The sequence below is a fragment of the Alteromonas sp. ABH4_454 genome (assembly GCF_056311775.1).
The window spans coordinates 2,584,815-2,603,283 of record NZ_CM149972.1 but is presented as its reverse complement, the minus strand read 5'-3'; the positions used below and the strand labels follow the sequence as shown (position 1 = coordinate 2,603,283).

Genomic DNA, 18,469 nt, shown 5'->3' with positions numbered 1-18,469 from the left:
AATTGCGTAACAGCAAAAGTTTAAAGGCTACGCTGAACAGCCACCTTGAGGGTGCGAGTGCGTAAAACAAGCTTCAACAAGACCATATCTTTTTGGTCTTTGACGATGCAAAGCTAAAGCTGCAAAGGATAAAAGGTTTTAAGGATATTGAAAAGACATTTACTTTCCAGTGACTATGTCATTTCAGGCCTAACAGATTATTACCCTCTCAATGAGACTTACAAAGTTTGTAATTGCGTCGTATTACGGCAGGTATAGTAGTTCTGCGTTAAGCTGACGCGACAAAGAGTATTGCGTTGTTTAAAGAGAGACTACAGCCATCTTGTTGTTAAGGGCCAGCGTCACATAATTATATCGTAGGATTAATAGTGCACTGAGATGTCAATTACAGAGGTCTTATGCTCAACAAATAAGGGGCGAACACGTTTTACGGTTTCTGTTCAACTTCTAAGTTCGCTAGGGGTTTTCCCTGTTAGTCGTTTTACCGTACGACGAAAGTTGGGCAAATCGTTAATACCCATTGCGTTGGCCGCAGCCTCGTTACTCACCTTGTGCACCGTTAAAAGTAAAAGCGCATGATTGCGTTGAACTTCTTCAGACAGAGCGCGATAGCTAGTGCCGAACTCTTTTAATTTCCGTTTTAGCGTAGCTACGCTGACGTCTAGGGTTTCCGCCAATTCAGGCAACCCGATATTTGGCGACTGCGTATTGGAGGATGTACAAACGTAACGCCTCACAAAATCAGGTAAAGACAAACTGTTTTGCTGTTCAATAGACGTCCGTTTCTTCGTTTGCGTTGCGCTGTTACTCGATAAACTTTCTAAAGAAACGTGCGATTTAACAGAGTCTGTAGGCCGAGCCGTCAGCCCTAAGGGTTGGCTTGTTACCCTTTTTTCAATGCAAATACTGTTAAAGCGGCTATTAAACGATAATTTAAGCCCAAGGTGCGTTTCATAATCAGCAATATTTTTCGGTCGACTGCCTGTGAAGGTAAAAGACAAAGGTATTCGCTTATTCGCAATATTTTTAATGAGCGCCACCAGCGTTGCAAATGCCACTTCAAGAGTGAACTGAAGCTGTTTGCTGCTCATGCCTGTAAACTGAGGCACTAGTATTATTTTGTCGGCACTTTCAAACCGCTGAAACTGACATAGCGGTAAGCTACACCACCTAAATGTTTGGCGTTGAGTAAGGTGTAAAAGTAGCTGCTCAATATTTTCACATGTATTAAGCACATGTAGCGGACTAGTAAGCCACTGCGAGGCTAAAGCACCACCCAGTAAAAAACTGACATCGTTACCTTTGGTTTGGCTATGAACATTGACTAACAGCGATGAATATTGGTTTATGCTTACTAACGAATTGTGTTGTAACGACTCCTCAAAAATACCTGTACCGCGCAAGAGCTTATTCTTATTACCGCCACGAGAGAGCGCCACATTGAGTACTGCCTGTATCAGCCAATACCCAGCGATCACTTTATCTTGGCTAGACATCACTACATGATAGCTACCATCACTATCACTACCGGTGACATCCATGCTAAGCCCATCAGCATCACCATTTACAGAGACACCCACCGCTAACCCATCAACATCACTCTTTACAGAGACACCCATGCTAGATACACGTGTTGAGTGACACCGTTCAGCACCTGCAGACTGTATCTTCGTTTGCAGAATCTCGTAGTGCGTTGAGCCGTGGTAGTGTTAAATCCATTAGATATTCACCGCAGGTATCTTCGTGCACATACACCAACTAGTCTCACCAAACTGTCCAAACTACGCTGCACTGTCATGAGAACGCTCAAGCTCTAACAGCATGGTGTTAAGCACAGTCGCAAGGCGCTGATTAGGTAACAAAGTCACTTGAGCACTGCGTGCGGTGGTGTAAATAGCGTTGGCATTGAGGCTATGTCTAAAAGCCAGATGCTGAATACTTACTTTGATATCATTCAAGATAACATCGGCCTGCATGGGCGAGACGTCTGGCATCAAAATAGCAAACCTATCACCAGCGTAACGGCACGCTAGATCTTGCTGGCGCAAATTCATGATCACCAATTGCGCAATGTCGTGCAGATACCTGTCGCCTTCTGTATACCCGTGCTTTTGATTGAACAAAGAGAAGTTATTGATATCAATGATGGCAATTACAGCCGACTTCCCGGATTGCTGTAATTTACTTATTTGTGCTTTCCAATACTCTGCACGGTAAAGTTGAGTAATAGGATCGATAGCATCGTGATCCCGAACGTCCCACTCACGACGTCGTAATTGCAAATTTAACGCACGCTGCTCTAAGTGCCATTGATAAAGTGCCGCGGTCATCACTACCATCCCCACCGCAGCAGGGTAAGACTCAATCATACTTATCCAGTAAGCGGCTTCGGGGTAATGAAAAAATTCGTCTAAAAAATCTAAACTGACAGAAAACAAGAAACAGCCTAGCCCTATAATAAGAAGGCTAGTTACTTTTCCAGGAGGACGGCTAGCGAGCGCTGCTAGCATCCACGCAAGCGTTAAAAAAGCGATGCTCCCCTCCCCCACAATATCTAGGCCAGATATCACGGTGCTTTCTTTTGCATTGCCAAACATAAAAGCTAGGCAAACCGCCAAAGTTACCACGCACAACGTAAATACCAGCCAAAGCTTGTGATGTCTAAATTGTGTTGAATTTGTAAAGGTAAACATAATGCTCTCTTTGGAAATCTCTAATATTGAATACATCACGCGCCAGTCCAGCGGCTTCCAGCGCTTAAAACAAAACGAGAGTCTTGCCCAAATTTGATGAAACTGTCGAGGGTCAGTTTGGCTCATCAATGTGACATATTGATGGCAACCTATTCAAAGAACGCGAAAAAACAAGATAAAACCATACAAAATCATAAACTTAGGCCAGGGTCAATTTAGCTCACCGATTTGAGAATTAGCGACATTTGCCGAAAGTAAGCCCCATGTTCCACTCAATCGTCATATAACTGTCATGGAGCATTCTTAGGGTACTTAGTCATTAACTTAGCACTTACTTCACACTCCTATTGACTGCTTAATTGATTGGAAAATAAATGAAAATTAAAACCGCGTACTCTTCTCTTACACTTGCCTGCGTAGCGGCGCTAGGCCTTAGCGTTGCGTCGCCTGCTTTAGCGGCGGATGGTGTCATTATTGGTTCAGTAAAAGACGCCGCCAAAGCACGCAGCTATACAGGCGCACAAATTAGAATTGTTGAGCTAGGACTTGTGACCGAAGCTGGCAGAGACGGCACGTTTCGCTTCCCTTCTATTCCTGAAGGTTCCTACACACTAGAAATCTCTTATCTTGGTGAAGATACCGTCACGCAAACGATTAACGTGACAGACAATGGTATTGCCCGCGCTGCCGTCGAATTTGGTAGCGGCGATACCATCGATGAGATTCTGGTGCGCGGCCAACGAAGCGGACAGGCAAGCGCCATTAACCAGCAACGCGTATCTGACCGTATCTCGTCTATTGTTTCGGCAGACGCTATTGGTCAATTTCCTGATCAGAATGCTGCGGAATCGCTACAACGTCTGCCCGGTCTTTCTATAGAACGTGACCAAGGCGAAGGTCGCTTTGTAGGAATTCGCGGTATCGACCCAAACCTTAATAACGTAACCATCAACGGGCTAAATATTCCCTCGCCGGAGTCAGGCGTACGCTCTGTTGCACTTGACGTTATTCCTTCTGAACTTATTCAAACATTAGAAGTATCGAAATCTGTAACCCCAGATATGGATGGCGACGCCATTGGTGGCTCTGTGGCGGTAAAAAGCGTAAGTGCCTTTGATAAAGCCCGTGATACCGCAAGCGTTACTGTACAAGCAAGTCAGAATGATTTAGTGGATAAAACCAGTCCTAAACTGTCCGGCACCTTTACTAAAAAGCTTTCATCTGAATGGGGTGTGGCCGGCGCTATCTCTTACTTTGACAGAGACTTTGGTTCAGATAACGTTGAAAGTAACGGTGATGACGAACTGGAGCAACGTGACTACACGATCACTCGCGAGCGTTTAGGTAGTGCGCTGAACATTGATTTTCGCCCCGACTTCAACAACCAGTATTTCCTTCGCACACTTTACAGCGAATTTTCTGATGACGAATACCGTCAAGGCAACATTTTCACTTTCGACGGTGAAGACTCGGAAATAGAAAGAGAAAGTAAAGATCGTTACGAAAGCCAAAGCATCTTTACTGTGGCACTAGGTGGTGAGCACCAGTTAGAAACATGGAGAGCAAACTGGCAACTTGGTTATGCAAAGTCTGATGAAGACGAACCAGACGCTTTGTATTATGTATTTAAAACGGAAAACGACAGCATTGACGCTGATTTAAATACCATGCGCCCAACAGTGTCGCAAAACGCTGATGCCATGGACTTATCTACCTACGAGGTAGATGAAATCAGTTTTGAAGATAACTACACCAAAGATACCGAAACCAGTATTAAATTTGACGCATCACGCCCTATTAACCTGGGTGGATACATTGGTGAATTCAAATTCGGTTCAAAATACCGCAGCCGAGAAAAAGATAGAGACAGCAGCATCACGATTTTTGATGGTGACTTTGACGGGCTAGATGCCTCTCAGTTTGGTACTGCTAGGCCAGAGTATGCACTCGGTGACTTCGGTCCAGGGCTTAATCGCGGCGTAATGCGCAGTTACTTTAACGATAACCGTTCAAGCCTTGAAGTAGACAGCCTTAATTCAGAAGTTGAATCTCGCGGTGCCACCTATGTAAATGAAGAAGATATTTTTGCCGCCTACGTAATGGGCAGCGTTGACATTGAAAAGCTTCACTTAGTCGCCGGTGTTCGCTACGAGCGTACCGACTTTTCAACGTCAGGCATGCGCGTAGAGCTAGTTGAAAACGAACAAACTGATGTAGAAGAAGTGGTCAACACACCATGGGAAGCTGAACGCGACTATGACTACTGGCTACCGAGTGTAAACGCCAGATATACGTTTTCTGACAAGCTACAGCTTCGTGCCGCCTACACGCAAACCATTTCACGTCCAAAATTTGAAGATGTGGCTGCGTTTCAAATTATCGAAAGTAAAACCGAAGAAGACGACGGCGTATTTGTAACTGAACGTGAGGCAGAAGTGGGCAATCCAGAGCTTCAACCTTATGAAGCGCAAAACGTCGATTTGTCCGTTGAATACTACCCCGGTGACATTGGCGTAATTTCAGCAGGATTGTTCTATAAGAATATCGACAACTTTGTTGTGTATGCAGATGTTGCAGGTACCACTGGCTGGGAAGGTTTTGAAGAAGTTATTCAGCCAATAAATGGTGACTCTGCTGATTTGACGGGCTTAGAACTGTCTTGGGTCAAAGCCTTTAACAACGGGTTTATTGTATCTGCGAACGCAACGTTCACGGACTCTGAAGCCACCACATTCTTAGACGGTGAAACTTTCGAAACTCAGTTACCTAACCAGTCAGATCGCATTGGCAACTTAACCATTGGTTACGAAGCGAATGATTTCAGTGTACGACTTGCTACCACGTATAAAAGTGAAAACTTCGAAGAAATTGACGGTGACATGCTGAGGTTTGAAGATGACCATGTACAAATTGATTTCATGGCCCGTTATTACATTAACGACAGCATGCAGGTGTATTTCAACGGCATTAACCTAGGTGACGAGCCTTTCTATAATTACTTTGATACGCGCAGTCAAAACGCGCAGTACGAAGAGTATGGCCGTACCTTTGAGCTAGGTTTTACTTGGCAGCTAAATTAATCACTTTTATTTGTTGTTAATGCTCAGATGCTCGCAAGCTTCTAACGTGGAGCTTGCATCATCTGCTTTTGAGAGTCTTTCATGCACGGTTTACCCACATTTCTCCCTACCACAAAGCCAACATTCGCAACCTTGTTTGCGGTTGCGTTTTGTTTCACCTGCTGCCTTACTTCAGAGTTTGTAGAGGCAGAGCAAACAAGCCCCGCTTATTCCGCGGCAATAACTAACGTAGCTAGCATTAATACGAAGGCTACCAACGAGCAGTATTCACATAATTATTATGCGCACACCACTGTTGAAGGTTTATCGGTACCGGATGACGCGGTTTCTTTTTTAACGTTAGGTGATTGGGGCCGCAACGGTCACTTTTATCAAAAACACGTTGCTAAATGGCTAGATATTGCAAGTTACCAACTAGATGCCGAATTTATCGCAACCACCGGCGATAACTTCTACGACAACGGTGTTGCCTCAGTTGACGACCCTTACTGGCTGTCTTCTTACGAAAACATTTATCATCAACCTCATTTATTCATCGACTGGTACCCTGTGTTGGGAAACCATGACTATCGAGGAAACTGGCAGGCGCAAATAGATTACAGCACTAAGAGTCGACGTTGGGAAATGCCGGCGCAGTATTACAGTAAGACGTTAAAGCTTGACGATGGAAGCTCAGACTCTCTTGTTGTTTATCGATACGTCTCCGCTAAACCCCGACTATGCAGGCGAAGCTAAATACCAAGAAGCTTACTCACAAGGGGCATCTAAACAGCTTGATTGGATAAATACTATGTTAGGCAACGATCAACACACCTGGAAAGTTGTCATAGGCCATCATCCACTTTATTCAAGTGGTAAACGCTACGGTAAAACAGACGCTATCAAAGACGTGTTAGAACCCCTTTTCCACGAACATGGCGTGAACCTTTACATTGCCGGGCACGAACACGATCTACAACACAACCAATTACCCGGGGATGACCTAGTGCACGTAGTGTCCGGTGGCGGCTCAGAAGTGCGCCCTGTAAGTAACTACGACTTTACACAATTCGCAAAATCGACTGGCGGCTTTGTCAGTGTGAGCATGACAGCTAAAAACATCTTCCTTCATTACATCGATCACAAAGGGAAGACGATTTACACCCACACAATGAATAATGCCCGCACAGTATCTTCGCCGAACACGATTCAGGATTAATGATGACAATGGATAACCAAAAAACAAAAGGGCTACACCGAGCAGTAGCAAAGACCGTAGTTTTTACCGGTGCTCTAGCCACACTCTTTAGCTGTGCAGCTCAAAATGCAACAGCCTCAAAAACTGAAGGCACGGCTACAGGCACTGTACTTACGCTTACACATCTTAAAAAAGGTTTTGAGCAAACGCTCTATTACCAAAAAGGTGATCAAGCTAACGCTTACAAAGACACCCATGCTAACAGCGCAAAAAACACAGCGCTTACAAAGACACCCATGCCAACAGCGTCTTACAATGACACCCATGGCAATCAAACGCTCAAGGTAGCGTCGTCAAAGAAAGGTCACTCTTACGAAGACACCCATGCTATTAACCTTCAAATAAACGAGCATAAAGGCATTTCACTTACTAACAGCCAAGGTAAAACTCAATTTATTGAAGGCAGCTACGCGTTTGCCCACGCTGAAGTAGCTAACTCTACGAACAAACAATGGGTGTCTTTGGTAGTGTTTAATAACAACACGCAACATATTGAAGCGTATCGCATATCTGTTGACACCCTGGCAGTGCAACAGCAGCTCAGCCAACCCGCCAAAGGCTCTGAGGCCATTTGCGCAGCAATGAGTGCGCAAGGACACCCTCACATTATCAATGTGGATGCCACAGGCACTCTCAATCAATATGAACTGCACCATGATCAGTTTTTATCGCTACGCAGTTTCGCCATAGGCCCTGGCATCAAAAGTTGCAGTGTTGACCTCGATACACAAAACATCTATTTGGCGGACGAGTTCGCCGGGGCATGGAAGATTAACGCCCATATAGAAAGTGAGTTAGAGAAAACGCTTATCTTTCATGACGCAGATACACCAGTAGAAGGCGTGAGCGTCTTACCCTCTACAACCCTAAATTCAAATAGCCGCCTTGTCGGTTGGGTAAGCCCAGATAAAAGCGGCGTATGGCTTCAAAGTCAATGTCATGTTGAGTTCGTAACTTTGATGCGCGATGAAGATGGGACCGCAGAAAGCATAGAACCTGAATTTATTCAGTTAGCTACTTTTGCAAATAAAGAAGGGCAAGGAATCTCTGTGGTAGTAGATGATGACGCATCGGGCAGGGTTTATTCTGTAGAACTGCCGGCTAGTTTGGCCGCCGCATATTTTAACGATGGGTGTCTTGCTAAAAAAGACGATGATACTCAAAACGGTTCCGATACTTCTGCCCAACATAAGGTGGCCACTGTTTTACCCTTAGCGCAAACTCAGCCTGTGCAAAACTATGGTGATGCAGTCTGACGACCCTGCTATTTGGGTTAACTCACAGACTCCTTCAGAAAGTCGCATTGTTGGCACCGACAAAAAAGGCGCATTGAATACCTACGACCTTACCGGCAAGCAACATCAGAGCCTGCCGATAGGAAGAGTTAATAACGTAGATGTTGGGTACCGGGTTGCAGTAAACACTGTGAACATCGACGGTAAAAAAGAATTTACTGATATTGCCGTTGCTTCAAACCGAACACATAACAGCTTGTCTGTTTTGGAGATAGATCATAACGGCAACCTCGCCCATTTAGGTGAGATTAAAACAACGCTTAGCGACATTTATGGTATGTGCCTTTTTGTCAATAACGGTATAGCTCATGTATTTGCGAACGATACCAGTGGTCGCTTCGAGCGATATGAATTATCAATCAACCAAGGCAAAGCAGTCGAAGCAAAGTTAAGTCAGAGCTTCTCTCTTCCCTCACAGCCTGAAGGCTGCGTGGTAGATATCCACACCAATACCGCTTACCTTGGTGAAGAGGCCACAGGCATCTGGGCGCTGGATATCAGCTCTACCGATAATACACCTACATTTGTTTCAGCAATAACACCACCGGTTGAAGCTGATGTAGAGGGCTTGGCCCTATTTACCGTTGATGACAAAAAATACCTCATAGCATCAAGTCAGGGCAATAACAGCTACGCCATCTATCACATAAATGAAGAAAACCCTGAAGCGTTAACACTTATGGGGCTAGTTAAAATTGCTGCTGACAAGGCAAAACAAATTGACGGGGTATCGGAAACTGACGGGCTAGAAGCAACAAATGCCAACCTTGGCGGTGCTTTTACTGAAGGACTGTGGGTAGTACAAGATGGCCGAAACGTAATGCCAAGCCAAAAGCAAAACTTTAAACTTGTCGCAGGTACGACGCTAAAAAACGCAATAAGAGATTTAGTAAACAGACAAGGTTAAAGGCACATGGTGTGAGTAACCATCAACACCCACGCCGATAATAGAGAAAGGGGGAAGTTTAAAGCTTAACCTCTCCCTTTACTCTCAAAACTTGCTGACTTATCGCTGTAGTTTAATTGCGCTCAAGGTTGCATTAGCTAAAACATCGCAAATACCACCTTAGATTTTGCAGACAGCCCTAGGTTTTGCAGACAAGCTTACATAGGCAGCGCAAAATCTAATATCAACTAGCCTGCTCGCTGATAGCCATCATTTAATTGAACGTCAATGGCACGAAGCACGGCCGTTCGGTTAATTGAGCCTAAAAGCACACCATCATCATCTACTACCGGGTAGACCCGCGGCTTCTCTTTAAGCAGCAATTGCGCTAGCTCTATCACTGACATGTAAGGCTTAACCGAAACCACCGGCGTTTTCATGATTTCCCCGACCCTACAAATTTGTTCGCGATAGTAGCTTGAGGCTATCATTTGAGCGATACAGTCTTGCTCGGATAAAAAGCCCACGACCTTTCCCTTTACATCAAGCACTGGCCCACCACTTTGCCCACTGACTAACAACGCTTCGACAGCCTGCGCAACGGGCATATCGACATTAAGCTTCACTGGGTGAGTATTCATATAATCACTGACTTGCAACGATTCCATTTTCAATTCTCCAGCCGTGGCGCCTAATGTGACCGATACTGCGACTTATTGGGCGTTACGGCACTTCAATTATTATTAACCACATGTGAAAGCAATTTTCCCCCACACTTTAAGATTAGACCTTTCGTTGCCTACAAGCCAGTACATTTAACATTAAAACAACAAATGTTTTTTGCAGTGGTTAGTCTTTGTAGATTGCGACTTTCACATTGCCATTTACATCAATGCTCGCGCGGTACATTCCCGCTGAATTAAACGGCATTGCAACGTTACCTTTTGCGTCAATGGCAATTACACCGCCATCACCACCAGCTTCAACTAACACATCGTTCACCACTGTATTTGCAGCGTCGTTTAGTGTTAACCCTTGATACTTCATCCGCGCGCAGATATCTGCTGCTACGTTGTATCGTATAAAATACTCACCATGTCCGGTCGCCGATACAGCACAGCTTTCATTGTCGGCATAGGTGCCAGCACCAATCACCGGTGAATCACCAATACGCCCGTATCGTTTAGCCGTCATTCCGCCGGTGGATGTTCCGGCCACAATGTTGCCCTCGCCATCTAGTACCACTGCCCCTACGGTTCCAAAGCGCTCGTTGCCCTGCTGTAAGCCATAACCATTTGAAGCCTGCTCCATACGAGCTTTCGCTTTATCTAATGCCTGTTTGCGAAACTCAGTGTCGAAAACCGAATTGTCCACCTGCTCAAGGCCATTCTCTTTGGCATAATCTTCAGCCCCTTCACCGGAAAGCATAACGTGTGGAGATTCATTCATTACCAGCAGCGCTGCCTCTATTGGGCTTCGAATTGTCTTAACACCCGCAACAGCGCCAGCATTTTTATTGCCGCCATGCATGATAGACGCGTCAAGTTCATGCTCGCCGTCAAAGGTATACACAGCACCAATGCCCGCGTTAAACAAAGGTGAGCTTTCAAGAATTTTAATGGTTTCTACCACCGCGACTTCACCTTTTACACCGTCTTGCAGCAAGGTATAACCGTGCTGTACTGCTTGCGTTAACACCTTTTTATACGCCGCCTCTTTTTCAGCCGTCATCGAAGACTTTAAAATAGTGCCGGCTCCGCCATGAATGGCGATGGCAACCCGTGAGCTTTCTTGGTGAGTATCAGCCGCTGATGCGTTAGCACTAACGAGCGTTAGCGAAGCTACTAAGGCACTAATTACACATAAGGTATTTCGAGCTTTATTGGACTGATGAAAAATGCGAGGAAGGTTCAAACGGTTAACTCCTTTAAAAGTTATAAAACACCGCTTAGTTCCGTGGCAGATGAAACCAACACAAACGAGCGATGTGATTATCGTATTTATAGCGAATTAAGATGACACACTAAAAGATGATAATCTAGGCTACTTCAAGAAGTTCTAAAAAGGTATTAAGATCGTCGCCGATAGATGGAAGCAACGCCTTTACTTTCTCCCAATCAGCTACTTTTGATAACTCCCAAAGTGATTCAAAATCTTTTCTCAGCTGCACGGCACCAATATCAGCAGACATTCCTTTGAGTTTAAGCGACAGAATTTGTATTTGTGAAAAGTCTTGATTCTCTACAGCCCTTTCTAAAAGTTTAAATTTTTCAGGTGCGCTTTGAGAATAGAGCTCACAAACCCGAGAGAACAAAGCTTTATCTCCCATAATGCGAGCTATAGCATCCTCTTTTTCCCAACAGCCGTCACTTACTGTATTCGCCTGCTCGTTAGAAATAACTTCAGGCTTACCTAATGCGTCGGTAGGCTCAGAGTGAACAAGAACATCATCACTAGCATTGTGTTCCTGTGAATCGTCTATTAAGCGCATAGACTCAGTACTATGCGCTAAATCTCTATCAATAGCGCCAAGCAAGCTGTCTACTAAGGGGGGCAACGACGCGCTATTACTTGTGCTATTGGCGGGTTCTGCATAAGAAGTTTTGGTGCGCTCAGCGCTCTGGGAATCAATATCTGAATTTTCAAGCTCGGTGCCAGCCACCTTGGTAACTTGATTTACTAGCCACTGCCTGACTTTTGGGATAAGTACATCTGCAATAACCGGTTTAGTGGCAAAGTCATCCATCCCTGCTCCTAAGCACTTTTCCTTCTCGCCCAGCATAGCGTTTGCTGTCATCGCTATGATGGGGACATCGGCATGCATTGCTCCAGCTTTTCCCTCTCGAATAGCACGAGTCGCCTCGTAACCATTCATTTTAGGCATTTGGCAATCCATTAAAACACTGTGAATACGACGCCCTTTTTCATCGCATTTACGCAGAAAAGCAACGACTTCTTCACCGTCTGCGCAGGTATATAATTTACAAGGTAAACACTCTAGTACGCCCTTAGCCACTTCCCTATTTATCATATTGTCATCAACGATAAGTAAGCGAGTATTTTCAATTGAAATGTGTGATTTAATATGGTCTTCAGCCCAATTTTCGGCTTCTGGTGCACGACTAAGGCTGTCTTCAGTGGTGACTTTTTTAATCAAACCACCATACTTAACAACATCTAACCCTTGCTTTACCGTTATAAACGTAGAGCGGAAAAGGGGTTTAGGTAGGTACAAAGGCGTCAAATGCGTAAACGCATGGGGTGCCCCCTCTAGCTTTTGAAGAATATAAACCACGGGCATTTTGCTAACCTTTCCGCCCTTTTCATTTCGCTCCCATTCTCTGTCTATTTCACCAATTAAAGCGCTGGATTCATCAAGTAAAAGTACATTGTAATCTTGCCACTGAATAGCACTAGCGGGCCCATCTAAGACTTCAGAAGTAGCGCCTACATACTCAGCAAGTTTACATATGTGCGCTTGCAGCGGTAAATAAGCAGATGAAACGCCAACTTTAACGTTACTAAGAAGTGACTTCTCGTCTTGTTCAATTTTGTCAGAACTTGCTTCATTGTCCGATGTAGTATCGGGAAGTGAAATGTAAAACGAAAACTTACTCCCCGTTCCTAACTCCGACTCAAAGGTAATATCCCCACCTAATAATTGGCATAACTGCTTGCAAATAGATAGTCCTAGCCCTGTACCGCCGTATTGTGTCGCCACTGAGGCATCGGCCTGGGTGAACGCTGAAAAAAGCTTGGGCTGATTGTCTTTTGCTATACCAACACCTGTATCTTCAACACTGAAATGTAACTGCAGAACGTCAGACACCGATTCGCTTAAAAACAGAGTAAGTTTAACGTGCCCTGTTTTGGTAAACTTAATCGCATTGTTAAGTAGGTTACTCAATACTTGGTTAATTCTGTGAGGATCTGAGTTAATTTCTATCCTGGGTACTTCTGAGGTATCCACCAGTAACTCTAGTCCTTTGCTTGCCGCTTTAATAGCGAACACTTTAGCAATAGACTCGATAAGAGAGAGTATTTCGAAATTTTGCTGGTTAATATCCAGTTTACCCGCCTCTATTTTTGAAAGATCTAGTACATCATTTATAAGCACGTTTAAGTTGTTACAGCTGATTTCCATCATGGAGACCAGTTGCTCAGCCTTCTCGTTAAGCGGTTGGCGTTTTAATAAAGCTAAAGAGCCCACTACCCCGTTGAGGGGCGTGCGCATTTCATGACTGATATTAGAAATGAATGAACTCTTCACCTTACTTGCTTTACGCGCTTCTTGTGTTGCCTCAACCAACTCTTTTGTTCTACTTACCACTTTCTCTTCAAGTTTTAAGTTGACTCGCTCAATGGCATCTTTCGCTTTTTGTTCATCCGTAATGTCTCTAATTACTACAGCTACGCCAGAAAACTGTGAATGCTCTCCCCATATCGTTGAGGTAGTTATCAATAGTGAACGCGCATTTTTATCATCATCGACATAAGGCGTGGTGAAAGTAACTTGCTTGCCACCTTTAACAAGCTCGTCCTCTAACCCTGATAAGGATAGTGGTTCGAAAGATGAATAATGCTGATTGAGGATTATCTGGGAGGGGATCCCAAAAAGGGACTCCGCAGCTTTGTTCCAACTTTTGACAATACCCGTAGAATCCACACTAAAAATGGCATCTTTTGAAATATCCACAATAGCAGCTGATTCACCACGCACTTTGGCTAGCTCAATATTCTTTTTATTACTGCGATAAACAAAAAGCAGAATGCTTACAAAGATGATAGAGATGACACCAATCACGCTGTAAACGCTCAGCCGCTTTTCATTTATCAGCGCACTCACTTGAGATTGCGGTAGTAAAATGTGCAAGTAAAAGCCTGAGCCCTGACCTTTCGCTCCTAGTGTGAACGCCCTTGAAACAGCGTAATGTACGCTCTGGCTTTCATTTTTGGAGGTAATCTTTCCGCGCCCGTTGAATTGAGATACTGAGAATTCGCTTTGCCACGTTACAGACGGGTTTAAGTCTTTAGAAAAGGATTTTTGGCTATCGGGATGTACTACAAAATAGCCATCACGGTCAGTGACATAGAGCGACTGGTTGCTCGTTAAGGATTGGGTCATTTGAGAAAGCATGTACTGCGCGTTAACGTTCATAATTAACATTCCGTAACGCTCGCCACTTTCACTAAAGATTGGTAAGGAAAGCCGAATGACGCTTTTGTAGGGGTATTCTAATTTTCCATATTCCCGATTCAAGTTGATATCGGAAATGTAAAATTGTCCTTTATTACTTTTAGCGCTTTCAATGAAATAATTGCGTGTTGCTTTCGTCTGTAAATCAGTATTGCTGGCGATTAAAACACTCCCGCCCTCGCGCTCGACCCTTAAGAACTCGTTCCCTTCTTCGTCTACCTTAATGACCCTTAACTGATCGATTTCTGTGTTATTTTCGATAAAAGCGACAAATATAGTTTCTAAGCGATGCTTCCACTGTTCAAGCGTAGTGCCATCTTTAGGGTCTAACTTATTGTTCTGCGTAGCTCTAACTATTCCGCTTATCGGCGGCGTTTGGTGCAAAAAATTAAGGGCGTTGAGATGTTTGACTAGCTGTGTTTCGGCGACATTTTCCACGCTTAATGCGCTTTTCTCTAAGGCCTCAAACGCCTGACTCTCCGCCGTCGCTTTTATACTGCTTTCAAACAAACTAACAACCAACACAATCAGTAAGGTAGCAAGCACAGTAGCCAATATAAAGGTACTTTTAGCTTCGTTAAACGCTGGTTTAGATGGAAGGACTGACAAGCCAATAATTTCCGTATAACTTGTAATAACCTAAAACTAGTCAGAGATGGTTTGTTTCGCAAGTTTACAGTCTAAAATTTTTATATAAAAACAAACGATAAAACCGTAAGTTACAACGTCACTCTAGCCTTCCGAATGTCTGAATTATTGGGTATAAAACCAACAGCATTTGGTATTAAAATTATCGCGGTGTACACTGCGTGCAAGGTTTTTATTAATAAGCAATGGTGGTTATGCACGCACCTACATTTTTGTGGCACGATTTTGAAACATTTGGCACCAGCCCACAAAAAGATCTCCCCTGCCAATTTGCCGCGGTCAGAACAGATATGGATTTAAATGTTGTTGGAAAACCCATCAACATTATGAGCGCCATTGCTAATGATTATCTGCCTCACCCAGAGGCATGCTTGGTTACCGGCATTACGCCACAGCAAACCATAAGAGATGGGTCAAACGAGGCAGATTTTGCAGCGCGAATTTACCAAGAGATGTCTACCCCAAACACCTGTAGTGTAGGATTTAATAGTATTCGCTTTGACGATGAAGTGTCGCGCTATATGTTTTACCGTAATTTTTACGACCCCTATTCACGGGAGTGGCGAAACGGGAACAGTCGCTGGGATATTATTGATGTAGCAAGAGCGTGTTATGCGCTTAGACCGGAAGGAATCAATTGGCCAGAACGAGAAGATGGTACGCCTAGCTTCAAATTAGAATCGCTCACTGCAGCTAATAACATTGGTCACGAAAATGCACACGATGCGCTTAGCGATGTCTACGCAACCATTGCTTTGGCAAAGCTTATTAAAGAAAAGCAGCCTCGTTTATTTGAGTATGCATTGTCGCTTCGCAATAAACATACGGTTATGCAGCAAATTGACCTAAGCAAACCTTCGGTACTTTTGCATATATCTTCTAAATTGCCTGCCTCTCAGGGGTGTTGCACATGGGTAATGCCAATTGCTAAACATCCAACCAATTCAAATGCGTTTATAGCGATAGATTTATCCCATAATATAGACAGCGTGGTAAACGACTCAGCCGAAGAAATAAGACAGGCGCTTTACGCGCCAGCGGATACGTATTCAGATACAAAAGAACGACCTGGTCTTAAACTTATCCACATTAATCGCTCCCCTTTTATTACCACAGCCAAAGCAATGACTGAGGAAAACGCCGCTAGGTTAGGTCTTGATCGCGAACGTTGCCTAGACAATTATAAAACACTCGCAAACACCAAGGATCTAGCTGCTAAACTTGTGGGCGTATATGATGAAGAACGTGAAAGTACAGAGCATGACGTAGACCATGCCTTGTATAGCGGTGGTTTCTTAAATGACGAAGATAGACGTTGGTGTGAGCGTGTTATTGATGCAGCCCCTGACGACCTTGCCACCTTGAGCGATGAAACACAGCACGAAAGATTGCGCAAACAACTGTTTCGTTATCGTGCGCGCAACTACCCCAATACACTTACCGCTGATGAGATGACGAAATGGCAGTATCACCGTCAGGCTCGACTAACAGACTCCGCATTTGGCGGCTCGATTACACTAGAAAATTACATGATGCGGCTTGAAGCGTTAACTCACGAGCACAGCGACAACCCCGACAAGCAGGCCATACTGCGCGCCCTGTATCAGTATGCTAAAAACCTTTGACGGAGGTTTTATAACATCATAAATTAATGATAGCTGAACTAAGGCGGTAAAGGATAAAATGTAGTCAAGGAATTGATGACCTCCGCCGATAATAACAATACACGCGCGTAAGGGAATAAGTAGTCATGAATGGCGTTACAATAAGCTTCGACAAATCAAGAACCTATATAAACATTATGCTCAATCCTTCTGAATTTACATCAGAGGTGGATATTCGTGATGTTAGACAGCAGTTGGAAAGTGGCGAAACCAAGCGTCTGTATGTGTCAGAAAAAGCGTTAAAATCAGCCTGTGAAACGGCCAACCATTACTTTAAAACAGGTGATGGTACTGTGGTTCAAGAACGCATTGGCGAACGCAAAAACGCCGAAGTTGAATTTCGGGTACCTGAAGACGGCATGATTGCGAATTTGGTCCTCACTACCCCCTATGGCGGTAAACTCCCATCCCTTGCGACCGTAAAATCATTAGCGGTCAAAAATAGAGTGATTCGAGGCGTTAGCACTAAAAAAATAGACGCCATGCTAAAAGCCGCAAGAAATGCTGCGCCTGGCACTGTATTAGAGGAAACCATAGCTAAAGGGCTTCCTGCCCGAAATGGAAAAAACTCCAAATTTATTCCCCTTGTTCCGAACGCACTTGAACGAATACTAAGACCGCAAACGAACGAAGGTGAACGCGTTGACATGCGCAACTTAGGCGAAGTGATATGCGTGAAAATAAACACGCCTGTTCTGCGCCGTACTCCACCTACAAAAGGTCGTTCTGGCTTTGACGTGAAAGGAAACACAATCTCTGCCGCCCCTGGTGAATGGGTGGACTTTAAAATGGGTACAGGGACGGTGGTGTCTGATAGCGACGCAAACCTATTAATGTCATCCATTTCAGGGATGCCTAAATACCGTGACCAAATTATGAATATAGATGATACCTTTATTTGTAATGGCGTTAACGTTGGGTCAGGGCATGTAAATTATGAAGGCGCTGTACTAGTCAATGGCGATGTCACCGAGAAAATGCAAATTAAGGCGGCCGGAGACGTTACTATTAACGGTTTCGTAGAGTCGGCTTACATTGAGTCGGGCGGCGACATCATTATCACTGAAGGAGCAATGGGCAAGGTAAACGATAAGCAAGGTGACTACCAGTGCAAACTCGTTGCCGCAGGAAGTATTCACGTACAGCATGGCCAAGGCATCGATATCCAGTGCGCTGGGAATATAACTGTCGGTAGACAGCTTGCTTACAGTCGTCTGCGCTGCGGTGGTGCGGTAATCGTTGGGCAAATTGATAAACCAATGGGCAATTTGTTTGCGTGTGACATAATCAGTCAAGATAGGGTTGAAGCGGGAACACTCGGCGCTGTTTCTGGAAGTACGTTAAAAGTTGATTTCAGCCCTGGTTTTAATCAGCTGCTAGAGCGCAAAGATTCTCTTGATGAGTTATTAAGGCAGATTCGCGAGAATAACCTAAAGCACAAAGAAAAAATCGACCTTATTCAGGGTAAAAAGATTCCTAAAGAGCTGCAGCGCAAGGCAGCGGAAGCGCTTGAGCTTTTTAACAACGAAAGCGCCCTTCTAGAGTGGTTAGAGAATAAAGCTAACGACGTTAAAGCCGCAAAAGAAAACTATCAAACAGATATAAAGCTTATTGCAAATAAAAGGCTCTATCCGGGTGTATCTGCTAAATTAAATAATAGAAACTGGCGTTCTGAGAGAGAATACGATCGCGCTCAAATTCACTACGACTCGCACCAATGGCATTATGAGCCAATTATTTAGATGATGTTTAGGCTAGCGAAGCCGGCA

General features: G+C 44.3%; 12 protein-coding genes. 7 read left to right on the top strand and 5 right to left on the bottom strand.

Translation table 11 applies throughout. The features are described 5' to 3' along the window. Window positions 1–440: 440 nt before the first annotated feature. Together ACYX4W_RS11375 and ACYX4W_RS11370 are read right to left on the bottom strand one after the other, a co-directional pair. Entirely contained in the window at window positions 441–1,619 is a 1,179-nt protein-coding gene (locus ACYX4W_RS11375) for a helix-turn-helix domain-containing protein (protein ID WP_476073268.1), read from the bottom strand. A 162-nt stretch (window positions 1,620–1,781) separates the two neighbouring features. Continuing rightward, window positions 1,782–2,693, bottom strand: a complete 912-nt coding sequence (locus ACYX4W_RS11370) for a diguanylate cyclase domain-containing protein (protein WP_476073267.1) — start codon at window positions 2,691–2,693, stop codon at window positions 1,782–1,784. A gap of 374 nt (window positions 2,694–3,067) precedes the next feature. Between ACYX4W_RS11370 and ACYX4W_RS11365 the strand changes: the two genes are divergently transcribed. From ACYX4W_RS11365 to ACYX4W_RS11345, 5 genes are all read left to right on the top strand, one after another. Beyond that, window positions 3,068–5,773, top strand: coding sequence for a TonB-dependent receptor (locus tag ACYX4W_RS11365; RefSeq protein WP_476073266.1), 2,706 nt, complete (start codon window positions 3,068–3,070; stop codon window positions 5,771–5,773). Window positions 5,774–5,854: 81 nt separating this feature from the next. Beyond that, window positions 5,855–6,508 carry a metallophosphoesterase gene (locus ACYX4W_RS11360; protein WP_476073265.1) on the top strand — a complete coding sequence of 218 codons (654 nt, stop codon included), beginning with the start codon at window positions 5,855–5,857 and terminating at the stop codon, window positions 6,506–6,508. Next, window positions 6,438–6,971, top strand: a complete 534-nt coding sequence (locus ACYX4W_RS11355; RefSeq protein WP_476073264.1) for a metallophosphoesterase — start codon at window positions 6,438–6,440, stop codon at window positions 6,969–6,971. Before ACYX4W_RS11360 ends, ACYX4W_RS11355 begins: the two co-directional genes overlap by 71 nt. An 8-nt stretch (window positions 6,972–6,979) precedes the next feature. Continuing rightward, window positions 6,980–8,266 carry a hypothetical protein gene (locus tag ACYX4W_RS11350; protein WP_476073263.1) on the top strand — a complete coding sequence of 429 codons (1,287 nt, stop codon included), beginning with the start codon at window positions 6,980–6,982 and terminating at the stop codon, window positions 8,264–8,266. Next, complete coding sequence (locus tag ACYX4W_RS11345; RefSeq protein ID WP_476073262.1) at window positions 8,250–9,212, top strand: phytase; 963 nt, start codon at window positions 8,250–8,252, stop codon at window positions 9,210–9,212. Before ACYX4W_RS11350 ends, ACYX4W_RS11345 begins: the two co-directional genes overlap by 17 nt. A gap of 227 nt (window positions 9,213–9,439) precedes the next feature. Here ACYX4W_RS11345 and ACYX4W_RS11340 read toward each other — a convergent pair whose 3' ends face one another. From ACYX4W_RS11340 to ACYX4W_RS11330, 3 genes are all read right to left on the bottom strand, one after another. Further along, on the bottom strand, window positions 9,440–9,859 hold the full coding sequence (locus ACYX4W_RS11340) for a CBS domain-containing protein (RefSeq protein ID WP_476073261.1): 420 nt from the start codon (window positions 9,857–9,859) through the stop codon (window positions 9,440–9,442). 181 nt (window positions 9,860–10,040) lie between these two features. Next, window positions 10,041–11,105, bottom strand: a complete 1,065-nt coding sequence (locus tag ACYX4W_RS11335; protein ID WP_476073260.1) for an isoaspartyl peptidase/L-asparaginase family protein — start codon at window positions 11,103–11,105, stop codon at window positions 10,041–10,043. Window positions 11,106–11,229: 124 nt separating this feature from the next. Further along, window positions 11,230–14,997, bottom strand: coding sequence for an ATP-binding protein (locus ACYX4W_RS11330; protein ID WP_476073259.1), 3,768 nt, complete (start codon window positions 14,995–14,997; stop codon window positions 11,230–11,232). Window positions 14,998–15,230: 233 nt separating this feature from the next. Between ACYX4W_RS11330 and sbcB the strand changes: the two genes are divergently transcribed. Together sbcB and ACYX4W_RS11320 are read left to right on the top strand one after the other, a co-directional pair. After that, on the top strand, window positions 15,231–16,661 hold the full coding sequence (sbcB, locus tag ACYX4W_RS11325; RefSeq protein ID WP_476073258.1) for an exodeoxyribonuclease I: 1,431 nt from the start codon (window positions 15,231–15,233) through the stop codon (window positions 16,659–16,661). Between the two features lie 125 nt (window positions 16,662–16,786). Further along, a complete protein-coding gene (locus tag ACYX4W_RS11320) occupies window positions 16,787–18,442 on the top strand; it encodes a FapA family protein (protein ID WP_474855986.1) in 1,656 nt (551 codons plus the stop codon). Window positions 18,443–18,469 lie beyond the last annotated feature (27 nt).